The sequence below is a fragment of the Actinomyces qiguomingii genome, assembly GCF_004102025.1.
Taxonomy (GTDB): domain Bacteria; phylum Actinomycetota; class Actinomycetes; order Actinomycetales; family Actinomycetaceae; genus Actinomyces; species Actinomyces qiguomingii.
Window position 1 is genome coordinate 935,848 of the sequence record NZ_CP025228.1, and the last position, 13,428, is coordinate 949,275.

Here is a 13,428-nt window from a genome sequence, read left to right on the forward strand (position 1 = left end):
GGGCTCGCTCAGCGGGTGGTGGGGGCGGGAACGTCGGCCAGGGCGCGGGTGATGACGCCGGTGGCGGTGGCGCCGGAGAACTCCGCGTCCGGGTCCATCACCAGTCGGTGTGCCCACACCACCTCCGCCAGGTCCTTCACGTCGTCCGGCAGCACATAGGGGCGCCCCTGTGCGGCGGCCCATACCCGCACTACGCGGGCCATGGCGATGGCACCACGGGTGGACACGCCCAGGAGGGTGTCGGGTGACTCACGGGTGGACTCCACCAGGGCGCCGATATAGTCCAGAATCGACTCCTCCACATGATTCTGCGCGGCTACGTCGGACATGGAGGCGATCGCTCCGGAGGTGATCACCGTGTCCAGGCCACGGGAGCGGTCGGGCCGGTCCGATCCGGCCAGGATGCGGGTCAGCGCCTGACGGTCCGGGTAGCCGATGGAGGTTTTCATCAGGAAGCGGTCCAGCTGCGCCTCGGGCAGGCGGTAGGTGCCGGCCTGCTCCACCGGGTTCTGGGTGGCGATCACCATGAAGGGACGGCCGGTCTCATGACGGACGCCGTCGACGGTGACGGTTGACTCTTCCATGACCTCCAGTAGGGCGGACTGGGTCTTGGGAGAGGCGCGGTTGATCTCATCGGCCAGTACGACGGAGGCGAAGACCGGGCCGGGGTGGAACTCCCAGGCGGTGGTCTTCTGGTTGTAGATGGTCACGCCGGTGATATCCGAGGGCAGCAGGTCCGGGGTGAACTGAATACGTGAATGACTGCCCTGCACGCTGGCCGCCAGGGCGCGCGCGAGGGCGGTTTTACCGGTGCCGGGCGCATCCTCCAGCAGGAGGTGTCCCTCAGCCAACATGGTTGTCAGCGCCAGGCGAATGACGTCCTGCTTGCCGAGCAGGGCCTCGCCGACGTTATCCACCACCTTGTTGAAGGTTTGGGCGAACCACGTCGCGTTCTCCTGGGTCATGGGCATATGGCGGGGTGCTCCTTAATCGGGTGTCGGTCTGCCTCATAGTAGATGGCGGGATGATGGCCGGCTGCTCGTAGGCCGTAATGGAGCAGAACAGTTGAGTGATTGCCATCTACTAGAAGATCTACTCGGAGGCGCAGCTGAGCTGCCAAGTATCTGGGCTTGGAGTCCACCCGTCTCGTACGTACAGGTAACCCTGGTAGTTGTTGGTGTACCAGTAAGGAGCTCCCTCCCAGGAGCCGGTTTCGCCGGTGTCAATCCATCCTGAAACGGTCTGATACAACCTGCCGCTGCGAGGGTCATTCACGCTGCACTGCACTTTGGTGTTCTTGGGCCAGCCCGTCACCTTGACGGTGATCCGGCGCTCGCTGTCGATCCCACCACTGTATTCCGGCGTAGAGGGGGCCAAGAGGGTGACCTCCACCGGCCCGGTGGTGGCGGACTGGTAGTTGGAATCATTCCTGTTTGACTTAACGACCACACGGGCCCACACCTGGTAGGTGCCCGGGGGGAGATTCTCGGCCTCGCCACTGGTGGTCCAGCCGTGAACGTCGGAGCCGGTGGCCTTGTTGCGCACCAGGTACTGAATCTCCAACTGCTCACTGGGCCAGCCATTGGTGTTGCCCAATGACGCGCTCATTTCGATCTCGTCATCGTCGTCGGGCCATGCTCGAAGATTGGTGGGAGCTCCCGGTTTACGAACAATGGTGAAGTTGCCGGATCCGGTGGAACTGGCCGAGCCGGCCTGGTTGGTGGCGGTTACCGTCACATTCACCGTGTGGGTTCCGGGGCCGAGCGAGGCGGTGGATAGGCTCAAGGAGGTGGCCGAGCCGACGTTCCTGGAGTCGGTGAGGGAGCCGGAGACATTGACCGTGTAGCTGACCGCACTTCCATTCGCGGGCGCGGCGGACCAGCTGATGTTCACGTTGTTGTTGCCGTCCCAGTTGACGCTCGGCGTGCCCGGTGCGCCCGGGGCGGTGTAGACGCCGGCCGTACCGCCGGAGGAGACCCAGTTGGAACTGCCGGAGCCGGATACCACCGAGCGCACCCGCACGGTGTAGGTGCCGGGTTCCAATGAGCCGAATGATGCCGAAGTGTCGGAAACCGACTGGTTGACAAGCACGTTGCCGCCTTGCAGCAGCTGCGCCTCGTAGCTGATGGTTACCCCGGAGATCGGGGTGGCTGGACTCCAGGAGGCGGTTACGGAACTGTTCCCTCCGGTGACGCTTACGCCGGTCGGGGCGTCAGGAGTGACGGTCAGGGTCACCGGCGCGGAGGCGGCTGAGGGCGCGGAGTCTCCGGCCGCATTGGTCGCCACCACCTGGAAGGAGTAGGTGCCGCCTGCGCTCAAGTCCGTGGCGGCGCAGGGCGGGCCCGAGCAGTACCAGGAGCCGGCGCCGGAGACCTCGGTGACGGTGTAACCGGTCACCGCGGAGCCGTTGTCTGACCCCGGCGTCCAGGACACATTCATGGAGGTCGCCCCGGAAGGACTCGCCGAGACCCCGGCGGGGGCCTCCGGCACGGCGGTGACGGTCACGGTGACGGTTCCGGTGACGGCGCGGGCGGCGGAGCCGGTGGCGTCCAGCACTTCGTATCCCACCACCAGGCGGCCGGCGAAACCGGCTCCGGGCGTAATGGTCAGCGTGGTGCCGGAGGCGGTCACCTCGCCGGTTCCGGAAGTCACCTGTGGGGAGCCGGACAGGGTGATCGGCTGGTCGGGGAATGGGTTAGTCACCAGCGTGGACACATCCACGCTCACCGGTGAGCCATCGGACTCCAGCGTCGCCGGCGTGGTCGTCATAAGCGGTTGGTTGGATTCGGCCACCCGCAGCGGCAGTTCACCGGTGACCGGATCATTGGTGCCGTCGTCCACGGTCACGGGCAGCGTGCCGGTGGTATCAACGGTCGCGTCGTCGGCGGCGGAGACCGTCAGCGTGGAGCCGGACAGGGAGGCCGTGAATCCCGCAGGCGCCGAGCCGATCGCGAAGGACAGCGTGTCGCCGTCGTCATCCTGCGTCATGGCGGCCAGTTCCGCCGTGACGGCCTCCTCCCCGGGGGCCACCGTGATCTCGGTGGGGGTGAATATCGGGGGAGTGTTATCGGTCGACTCCACCACCACCGGCAGGGTCAATGTGGATGACAGGGCGTCATCGCCGGCGGAGTCCGTCACCGTCAGCGTCACCGAGGTGTTGCCTGTGAATCCCTGGGCCGGAGTCAGGTTCAGACCCCCACCACCGGTTACGGCCGCCTCATCCAGGCCGGTGCCGGTGCGAACGGTCCCGGCGTCGGTGATCGTCGGTGTGGTTCCGGCGCGCGTGAGGATGTAGTCGGCCAGCTCCACTGCGGTGGTTGAGCCCGCCGGGATGCGCACCGGGACGGCGGTGGAGTTCAGCCGTGGGCGCAGATCGTCGCGGGAGGGGATGACGATGACGGCGTTGCCGGTCAGCCCGTCCTGGTCGGTGACGGTGTACAGCACCAGCCGCGGCTCGTCCCCGACGCTGACCCGGATGGAAGAGTCGATCACTTCGGCGGTCGTATCACTGGTGGTAACCGCCAAGTCCCAGGGGGAGCCGTCGGCGTCCTGGTCGTTGTCGAGCACAGAGACCGTAGCGACGCCGTCGGCATCCACCTGGTCCACTGTGACGTAGTCGTCCACACCGATCGGGCTGATCAGGGGCGCGTCCGCGAGCACCTGGAAGGTGATGGTGCCCACGTCCATACCGCCGCGGGAGTCAGATACCCGGTAGTGGGCCGTGTAGACGCCCTCCTGATGCGGCAGTTCGGCAACCACCCGTCCGGAACGCAGTGAAATGACCAGTTCGGGGTGGTCGCTGACAGGAGTGTCATCCATTGACAGGGTGTCGCCGTCGGCATCGAAGTCGTTGGAGATCACATCCGTGACCACGGTGCGGCCCGGCTGGGCGACCACCAGGTCATCGGTGGCCACCGGCGCCGTGTTAGTGGCCGGTGCCGCCGCCACGCCCACGCGCACCGTCCCGGTTGCCTGGGCACCGAAGCGGTCCTCGACCGTGTAGGTGAAGGTGTCGGTGCCAGTGGCACCGTCGTGGGGGGTGTAGGTCAGCCAGGTGCTCGAAGTCTCCACGGTGCCGGAGGCCGGGGCCTGGTCGAGTCCCACCAGGCTGACGGAGTCGCCGTCGGGGTCGATGCCGTCCAGCGGCACGGTGATCGACGCCGATGAGCCCGCAACCGTGCTCGCCTCCAGGTTGTGCGGACTGGGGGCGGCATTGGCGTCGTCGTCGCGGCCGCGCACCTCGATATCCACCTGGCCGGAGGCGGTCTGCCCCTCCGTGTCGGAGACCGTGTAGGACAGGGTGGTGCGTCCGGGTGTGTCTGCGGCCTTGAAGCGGACCACGTCGCCGCTGGTCCAGGCGGTGCCCAGGTCCGCGCCCGCCAGTCCCAACTCGTCGGTGACGCTCAGTGCGAGGCCGGAGGGGGAGGTGTCATTGTCCAGCACGGAGACGGTCACCACGTCTCCAACGCGCACGACGGCGGAGTCGGCACTGACGATCGGAACCTGCAGCTCGGCGGTGGTCACCGGGACGACGGTCATGTGGCCGGTGGCCGAGGCGGTGCCGTTGGAGACCGTGTACTCCACCTCCACGCTCTGCCCGATCGCGCCCGCCGCGGAGACCTGCAGCAGGGAGTGATCTACAACGGTCACCGCGACGCCGGAGCCGGCGGGGGCGGTGGCAGATTGCAGCACCAGGATGCCGCCGGAGGGGTCGAAGTCATTGCTCAGTGGGGCCACCGTGGTGGCGCCGCCCTCGCGCAGCAGGGCGGTGTCGTTCTCCGTGATCGGGGGCACATCGGGATCCGAGGGCTCGATCACGTCGATGCGCACGATCCCCTGGGCGACGGCCGAGCCGGAGGTGACGTCGTAGGTGATGTAGTAGGTGTTCGCCTGCTCCGCGGAGAAGGTGAAGGTGCCCGCCTGCTGGTTGACGTCCAGGCTGGTGCCGGCGGGAACATCCTCCACGCCGGCCAGGCTCAGGGGCTCACCGGTGGGGGAGACGTCGTTGTCCAGCGGGGAGACGACCGTGGACGCCCCAGCCACCAGCCGCACATGGTCGGCGTTGGCGATAGGGGTGGCGGCGTCGTCGGCCTGCACCTCAACCGTGATGGTGCCGGAAGCCGTCTGCTGCCCGTCGGACACGACAGCGGTCAGGGTGCGGGCGCCGGTTGTACCGGCGGTGTCTCGCACGGTGATGGTGCCCTCATTGGTAGTGCGCACGTCGAAGCCCTCGCCCTGTGCGGAGACCAGGTAGAGGGTGTCGCCGTCCGGGTCGAGCCAGTTGCCGAGCACGTCCAGGGAGCCGGAGGCGCCTGCGGCGATGACGAGTGAAGGTGTCGAGGTCTGCTCCGGGGCGGCGTTGACACTCCAGTCGTGCACCTCGACGGTGGCCACCGCCGAGTCGGCGCCGCCGCGCCCATCGGAGGCGGTGTAGGGGACCGTATAGGTTCCGGTGGCGTCTTCGGGCACGTCGATGCGCAACGCCAGCCCGGACTGGGCGGTGGTCACCTGGGCGGTGCCCACGTCTCCGGCCTGCGCGGTCAGCACGTCCCCATCAGGGTCGGAGTCGTTGGCCAACACCGGCAGCACCGTGGAACGTCCGGGACGTACCCCCAGCGTGTCGTCGTTGGCCTCCGGGGGATGGTTCTCCTCGGTGCGTTCCGGAAGGGACTGGGAGTCGGAGGTCTCGGCGGAGTCGTCCTTGTCATCGGACTGGTCGTCGGTCTGGGAGGTGACGTCGGTCCAGTCCTCCACCAGCACCAGGTTGTCGTCAGGAAGCCAGACGGTTCCCTGTGCGATGTCGTTGAGCACGATGGCGTCACGGTTGACCCGGAAGACGGGCTGTGAGGAGGAGGCCAGGGCGTCATCGCTGATGGTTTCGATGTCCTTGCCGCATTGGCGCAGGAACTGCCCGGAGTCGGACCAGGCGGCGTAGGCACAGTCGCCCAGGCGCACCGGCCGGGCGGCGATGCCGACGGGCGCCTCGCCGTCGGCGGAGGCGGGCAGGGTGGTGATCGGAGAGCCGTCCAGTGGCACCGACAGCAGCGCTGTGCGGGAGGCCACCAGGACGGTGTCGGCGCCCGGCCCGGGCTGCTGCAGCACCAGGCCCGTGGCTCCCAGGTCGGTGGTCGAGCCGTCGGGCAGGTGCAGGATGCCGGTGCCGCGCTCGAGCACCACGGCCCGCTCGCCGACGGCGGTGATGGCCAGGTCGGTGGAGTCGGTGAAGGTGATCGTCCGTGAGGAGGACTTGTCCCAGCCTCTGGACTTGACCGGGACGGTGAGCAGGGCGCCGGTCTTGGCGGAGACCGCGTGCAGGGATCCGTCGGTTCCGGCGACGGCGACCGCATCCGGCATGTCCTCGATCAGGGTGGGGGCGGCGGCGAGCAGATCGACCGCGTCGACCGTGGTGCCGGAGATAGTGCCCGTGGAGGCGTCCACGGCGAATACCCGGTCCCCTCCCTGCAGCACGGAGGTTCCCGGGTTCAGCTGTGAGGAGGCCGATAGCGCCACCGCGGCGGGGTCTACGGCGGACACCGAGGCGGCGGCCAGGTCGGGGACCAGCACGTTCTCGCCGCTCTGGGTGACATCGAATTCCGATGAGGCGGTCCGGATGGAGCCGTCCACCTGCTTAGACGGGTAGTTCAGACGCGCCACCAGGTGCTCGCTGGTGCTGGTGACCCATACGCCGCCGTCGTTGAGTTTGACATCGGCCTGCGGGACGCCGTCATGTAACCAGGCGGCGGTTCCCAGCGCGAGTGCGGCGGCGCCGGCCAGTGCGGCGGACAGGCGCCTGCGGCGCAGGCGGGTGAGCCCGGGACGGCGCAGCCGTGGGCGGGAAGGTTTACGGAAAGGCACTTACGGTCACCTGCCGGCTGCGCCCGAGCGGGAGGCGACCTCCTGGGAGAGCATGCGCCGCAGCATGCTGGAGGAGGTGGTCGGGGTGTAGGGCAGGTAGACGACGGTGGCACCGACCTCCGCCATCTGTTCCTCCAGCTGGTCGCCCTTCTCGGTCCCCTGCCAGTCGGTTCCTTTGAACAGGATGTCGAAGGGCTCGCGCTGCCAGGCCAGGCGCTTGTCCTGATCGAAATCGGGCACGACGGCGTCGACCACCCGCAGTGCCGCTACCAGGGCCATGCGCTCATCTTGGGGGACGATCGGAGGACGCCCCTTCATCCGCCCCAAAGACTCGTCCGTGGCCACGCCGGCGATCAGACGGTCGCAGCGCGTGGCCGCGGCGGAGAGGATATTGAGGTGTCCTATGTGCAGCATGTCGAAGCCGCCGGGCACGTATCCGGTGATCATCAGTACGCTCCCTTGCCGCCAATGACGGCCTTGAAGGTTGACAAGAAGATGCTGGCGTCCAACCGGGCGCCCCGGTTCTCGACGTAGTGCCGGTCCAGTGCGACCGTCGAGTCCCAGGACAGGTCCGAGCGCCCCGACACCTGCCACAGGCCGGTCAGTCCGGGCTTGACCAGGAGGCGGCGACGCGCCTCATCGTCGTACTCGGCGACTTCGCTGGGCAGAGCCGGGCGTGGTCCCACCAGGCTCATCTCCCCGCGCACCACATTAACCAGTTGCGGGAGCTCATCGATCGAGGTGCGTCGAATGATGCGGCCTGCACGGGTAATGCGCGGATCCGCACGATCCTTGAACAGCACCTCGTTGCCGGCGTCGCCTCCGGCGTTGACCACGGCGGCGCGGCGGGCGTCGGAGTCGATGTACATGGAACGCAGCTTCCACAAGGTGAAGTGCTTTCCTTCCAGGCCCACGCGCGTTTGAGAGTAGAAGGCCGGGCCGGGGGAGTCCAGGCGGACCGCTGCGGCCGCAATCGCCAGCACCGGCAGTGCCACCAGCAGCAACGCTGTTCCGGCGATCCGATCGAAGACGTCCTTCAGGAGCACGCGTGTGCGGCGCAGACTCACGTCGATCAGGCCCGTCCAGCCGTGGGTGACCGGCAGTCCCCGCATGCGGCCGGGGACCACATCCTGCAGTCCGGGGGCCACCACCAGTCTGGCGCCGGTGTCAGTCAGCCCGCGCATCAGCACCACTAGATCCTCCGGACTAACACCTCCCAGGGTCATCACCACATCGATGTTCTCCTTCCGCACCATGGCGGACACGGCATCGGGGCTGCCCAGGCGGGCGGCGGCGTGGGACTTGTTGGTTGAGGAGGACAGGTAGCCGACCACCAGGAAGCCGTCCCCCGGGTGGCTGCGCAGATCGCGCAGGATCGGCTCGGCGCCGGGTCCCATGACTATCAGTGTGCGGCGCAGGCCGTGGCCCTCCATGCGGCGTGCGCGCAGCCAGCCGCTCTCCAGTATGCGGCCGCCCACAACCAGGATCAGTTGGACCGCCAGTGGCGCCAGTACTGCGCCGGCGGAAACAGAAGGAGTCAGGATCTGGCTGAGCAGCACGGCCACCGGCGCCACCGCGATGGCTGCCAGGGTGGTGCGCCCGGCCCCGGAGCGCGCCTGGTCCACCACGTCCACGCCGAGTCCGCCGGCCGCCCAGGTCAGGATCACCATGAGCAGGCCGGTGACGACGACCAGCGTTAACTGCAGTGGTGTCCAGGCCAGACAGATCCAGCCGATCCATACGGGCAGGGTGACGGCGGCCAGGTCGCTGAGCAGTACCCACATGAGCAGGTCCTGACGCATGGTGGGCCAGGCCGTGAACAACGGCGACGCCAGGGGCGGCAGGATCTTTTCCGCGTCGGAAGCGCGTTCCCGCTGCCCGTGGCGGGGCGGTGTAGCAGAGGTGAGCGGCGAGCTGGCCAAGAACATCTCCAAATTGGAACGGCGGGTTGATACTGTCGGATGCTTACGATCGTTGTTGAATAAATAAAGTTGTGGCCGGAAAGCGGGCGGTGCGCTGCGCGGGCCGCCCGCGGGCTCGATTCTCCACGGTCAGGAGCTGAATTTACTACCGATTTGGGTGGTGCGGGGATGAACGTGAACAGATCCACATGTGGGCTCCTCGGTGTGCGTGTCGGCGCCGAGTCGGGGGTCGCGGATGCTGTCGGCCCCTGCTGGCGTCTTGGCTAATATCGTTGGAATGGTGCGGCTGGAGTGGTGTCGGTGGGCGGGTGTGCGGTGGGCCGACGGAGGGTGCACAGGGATTTAACGGTATGGGCCGTGAGATCTCCTCGAGACCTTTATTTGGGGCTTTGCCGTCGTTTTTTGCGCATATGAGGGTCGTGCGTCACATGGGGAAACTGGTTTGTAACATCCGACGGTGATTCGTGACCAAAGGTCCTGTTGCTCGCCGGGGCCGGCGCGGAATGTTCAAATGCGGGACAAACACCGTTGGTGTTGCGGTGAACCGTGGTGGGTCTGCTCCTAGGTGGTGCGCAGAGGGTCGGGTTGTGCGGCGGAGGCGGGGTGCTCAGGGCTCCTGTTGGGTGCCGGTGTCGCGCAGGGTGGGGTTCGGGGTCATTGCGCGCAGTCCGTTCCAGGCCAGGTTGACCATATGGGCTGCCGCCTCCTCCTTGCTCATCGCCCGGTTCTCTAGCCACCACTGCGAGGGCATGGCCACGATGCCTACGAGCATCTGCGCGTACAACGGAGCTGTGCGCGGGTCGAGCCCGTGCTCGGAGAACTGTGTGGCCAGAAGGCCGGATACCTGGATCGCCACATCGGCCAGCAGGGTGGAGTAGGTGTCCGAGCTGTGGGTGTTGGTGGCGGACAGGATGCGGAAGCCGTCGGAGGACTCCTTGATGTAGGTCAGCAGTGCCAGTGCGGCCCGTTCGACTATCACCGAGGCGGAGGAGGAGGACTTCAGCGCCTGTGTGATCATGGTGGAGATGGTGGTGAGCTCGCGGTCGACAATGACCGCGTACAGGCCCTCCTTGCCGCCGAAGTGCTCGTAGACCACGGGCTTGGATACCTTGGCCCGGCTGGCGATCTCCTCGATGCTGGTGGCCTCGAAGCCCTTCTTCGCGAAGAGTGCGCGGGCTACGTCGATGAGCTGCTCGCGCCGCTCGGAGGCGCTCATCCGGGTTCGTTTGCTGGACTTGGAGCTCATGACTGGTGGTGGGTCGTTCGTGTTGTGCTGCGTCGTTTCATCTACCCCGGAGGTATCCCGCCGGCACTGTGGTAACAACCGGCATACAACCGCCTTAGGGGGTTCTGCTTGGGTTGAAGCCTAGCACGGTGGTCCCGTCCGACGGTCCGTGCGCGACCCGCACAGCCGCATCGGCGGTGTCGTTGGATGCCCGGCGGGTGTTCGGTAGGCATGCGGTAGGCACGCGGCAGGCGCGCGGTGGGCGTGCGGTGGGTGTGCAGGGGGCGCCCACGGGGTCCGTGGTGGGGGCGGCATGTCGTTGTGAATCAGTAGCGATAGTCTGTTATGGTGACAACCCAGTAACGTGTTAACACTGAAGGCGTAACAGCCGAATTCTGGCTTGGGGAGGCCGCGTGAGCCCGCGCCCGTGAGAGGAGACGATGTGCACATACCGGACCGGCGACGCCTCGTCGCACGTGAGATCGCGGATCGCCTGAGCCGCGGCCTGGGCTCGTTCTACCTGGTCGCAGCGCCGTCGGTTTCGGGGGTCTGGTCCCTCGGCCCCGCGCTTGCCGCAGACATGACCGAACTGCTGGCCGAGGTGAGGGTGGCCGAGGTGGATGCCGCGATCGGCGCCGGGCTGCCGGTCAATCGCCCCGATCTGAACGTCGACGACGTCCTGCTGATCACCTGCATCGACCAGATCTTTGGCAAGCTCAGCGAAGACGCCGAGCAGCCGGATCTGCGCGCCAGACTCCAGTCGCTGCGCAACGCCGTCGTGACGGCGACCTCCACCCAAGCGCGCTCCGAAGCCGCCGCCGACTTTGCCGCTGCCGCCACCTGCGACCGTCCCGTGCTCGTAGTCGTCTCCGTCCGCGGAACGCGTGAGGGGCTCTCCCCGGAGCAGATGCGGCGAGCTGCCTCCCTGCTGGCGACGACGCCCTTCGCCGTCGTTGTGCTCATGCCGGAGGGAACGGTCGACGAGGCGGCGGCTCCGCCCTTCTTCTCCACTTCCATCAGGCACTTGGGGCCCGACGACGCCCGGGACCTCATCGGGGCGGAAACCTCCGCCTACGTCGATCCGATGGTGGCGGAGTGGATTTCGCGCAGCTCGGCCGGACGGATCTGCGACATACGTGCCGAGGGCGCCTCCCTGAGCGGTGTGGCGCTGGCAGGACGTGAACTTCCGCGGCGCGAACCGATCGTCTCGGCGCATACGCGCCGTATGGTCGCCGACCGTCTGCGCGCCCTGACGCCGAAACAACGCGACGCCCTGGTGGCGATGCACCTTCAGCTGGAACCGGATTCGGCCGTGGCCCGTAACGCCACCGGCGTAACGCCACCGCAGGAGGCGGAGGATCTGCTGCCTGCCCCAGAACCTATTCCCGGGCTGGGGGCGGCCCTGGCGGTCGCAGTTGTACAGGCGCTGCCGCATGAGGCGGTGCGAGTCCTGCACCAGGCGTTGGCCGAGTCGCACCAGGCCGATACCCTGGAGCACTCCTGGCACCGTTTGGGGGCGGGTGTGGCCTCGGTCGAGGACTGGGACCGTCTGCTCGTCGCCGCGGATGCCGAGCTGCAACACGGCAGTGTCAACATCGCCTGGCGAATCATCGATGCCTTGGCGCTGAATCGAGCCGGGCGTGTTCCTGATCCAGCTCTGACGGCACGTATCAGACTGTTGCAGGGACAGCTCGCCCTGCAGCTGGGTTGCACGCTGACCGCCTCCGCGCGCCTGCGTGAGGCCATGGGGCGTACGGGCCTGCATCCGCGGGAGGAACTGACGGTGGCCGCGAGTTACATCGCCGCCCGCGGCAGTGAGGGCATGAGCATTGACGAGAACTCCCGACTCGCTGCTCGCATAGTGCAGCTGGGGGAGGTCGAAGCGCTGCCCGCGGCGCGCTGCCTGATCCTTCTGGCTGCTCAGGAAAGACTGATCGGCGAGACGCAGGGCCCCGGTGACTATCTGCGCGCCGCGATCAGGCTGCTGGATGCCGACGGCTCCGGTGACTGCGCGGCTCCCCCATGTGCCGACACCCTTGGGCTGGCGCAGGCGCTCGCGGCGCGGGTGAGTGGTCAAGGCCATGAGGCTTCCAGGGGTCTTCTGAGTGGCGTGTTCGTGGAGGTTCCGGGCGACACCGCGCGAGGAGACGTCGCCGTCTGGGCGCAGGCGGTGATTCATGCCGTCCTCGCCGCGGAGGACATGTCGGGGGATAAGACGGTGGTTGCCGAGTCGGTGCAGTCCCGACTCGCCGGTGTCAGCCCCTTCTATGAGGCCCAGGCGGTATCGCTTCGGGCGTATCTGCGCAGTCGCCTCGGTTGGACCCGCTACGCGCAGGCGGAGTTGGTCAATGACAGCTTCCGAGTGCCACTGCGCGCGGGCCTGACCGGCTTGGGGGTGGCCGCGGTGGCACAGGGCGCCATGCTGTTCGGCGGCGCCACCACCGCCGCCGCCTGGCGCACCGCCATGGCAAGCGGATTGCCAGGTTCCGCCGCTTCGCCACAACAGCTGTGGGTGGGCGTGCTCGAGGCCGCGGCACGGCTGTCCTCGGGTGACGGCTCATCGGCGGGGCTATTGCTCGGCCCTGCGGTTTGCGCCGGTGTCGCCCGCGAGCGACTGCGCCCCGTGTGGTCGAGCGTCGTCGACATGGTCATTATTGAACCCGCACTGCTCGAGCGCGTACCGGGCCTGGCTGATTGGCTCCGGGCGCAGTCATCCGGACGGGTGCGCCCCGATCCGGACGATCAGCTGCTGGCCGTGCTGCTTTCCGACGACGCCCAAGCCGTCCCGCTGATCTCCGAACTGTTGCTCGACACGGCCTTGTCTGGCAACGCCCTCAGGCAGGTGCGGGTGGACATGATGTGCGCGGCCCGGCTGCGCCGTTCGCCCGAGCTCGATACCGCCGAACTGGGGGTGGCCGGCGACGCCTCCTCATGCGCGCAGGTGCTGGAGGCGCGTGCCACCGAACTCGCTGCGCGCAACGGCATGTTCTTCTGGCAGTGCGTAACCCAACGCACCGCCCGCTCCAAGGCGGGGGCCGGGCCGGTGTCGTCGGCCGTGGCGGTTGCGCCTACGGAGCTGACCGAGACCGAGCTGCGGGTGGCGCGACTGGCCGCCCGGGGACGGCGCAACAAGGAGATCGCGGCAGAGACGTATATGGCGGTTCGCACGGTCGAGCTGCGTCTGACCGGCGTATACCGGGCCCTGGGGATCTCCAGCCGCAAGGACCTGCCCAGGGCGCTGGCCACGCACAGCCTGCTGGAGGACTGACACGGCCGGAGGGGCTGCCGGGCACACGGGAGGTGGTGAATGAGTACAGCAGATGAACGTCGGGCTCTTGCCTGCGCAACGGGGCGCCGTGCGCCAGTGCTGAGGCGGTACGGGATGCGGCCTCAGCGGTGGGATGGTGCGTGCCGAGAGCGTGGGGC

The 13,428-nt window shown here is 67.6% G+C and carries 6 protein-coding genes; 1 reads left to right on the plus strand and 5 read right to left on the minus strand.

Translation table 11 applies throughout. From position 1 onward, the window contains the following. Positions 1–8: 8 nt before the first annotated feature. The 5 genes from CWT10_RS03820 to CWT10_RS03840 all read right to left on the minus strand — a co-directional run bounded on the left by CWT10_RS03820 (position 9) and on the right by CWT10_RS03840 (position 10,023). Complete coding sequence (locus CWT10_RS03820; RefSeq protein WP_103062135.1) at positions 9–971, minus strand: AAA family ATPase; 963 nt, start codon at positions 969–971, stop codon at positions 9–11. A gap of 121 nt (positions 972–1,092) precedes the next feature. Beyond that, entirely contained in the window at positions 1,093–6,855 is a 5,763-nt protein-coding gene (locus tag CWT10_RS03825) for an Ig-like domain-containing protein (protein ID WP_103062134.1), read from the minus strand. 6 nt (positions 6,856–6,861) lie between these two features. Further along, positions 6,862–7,302 carry an FAD synthase family protein gene (locus CWT10_RS03830; RefSeq protein ID WP_103062133.1) on the minus strand — a complete coding sequence of 147 codons (441 nt, stop codon included), beginning with the start codon at positions 7,300–7,302 and terminating at the stop codon, positions 6,862–6,864. Continuing rightward, a complete protein-coding gene (locus CWT10_RS03835; protein ID WP_103062132.1) occupies positions 7,302–8,783 on the minus strand; it encodes a sugar transferase in 1,482 nt (493 codons plus the stop codon). Before CWT10_RS03835 ends, CWT10_RS03830 begins: the two co-directional genes overlap by 1 nt. A gap of 601 nt (positions 8,784–9,384) precedes the next feature. After that, positions 9,385–10,023 (minus strand): TetR/AcrR family transcriptional regulator, encoded by a 639-nt coding sequence (locus CWT10_RS03840; protein ID WP_103062131.1) that lies wholly within the window; start codon positions 10,021–10,023, stop codon positions 9,385–9,387. A 421-nt stretch (positions 10,024–10,444) separates the two neighbouring features. Here CWT10_RS03840 and CWT10_RS17630 point away from each other — a divergent pair, with 421 nt between their 5' ends. Then, a complete protein-coding gene (locus CWT10_RS17630) occupies positions 10,445–13,270 on the plus strand; it encodes a helix-turn-helix transcriptional regulator (RefSeq protein ID WP_103062130.1) in 2,826 nt (941 codons plus the stop codon). Positions 13,271–13,428 lie beyond the last annotated feature (158 nt).

Coding starts and splice junctions, on each gene's coding strand:
- CWT10_RS03830 (WP_103062133.1), bottom strand. CDS start 7,302: ATGATCACCGGATACGTGCCCGGCGGCTTCGACATGCTGCACATAGGA.
- CWT10_RS03820 (WP_103062135.1), bottom strand. CDS start 971: ATGCCCATGACCCAGGAGAACGCGACGTGGTTCGCCCAAACCTTCAAC.
- CWT10_RS03835 (WP_103062132.1), bottom strand. CDS start 8,783: ATGTTCTTGGCCAGCTCGCCGCTCACCTCTGCTACACCGCCCCGCCAC.
- CWT10_RS03840 (WP_103062131.1), bottom strand. CDS start 10,023: ATGAGCTCCAAGTCCAGCAAACGAACCCGGATGAGCGCCTCCGAGCGG.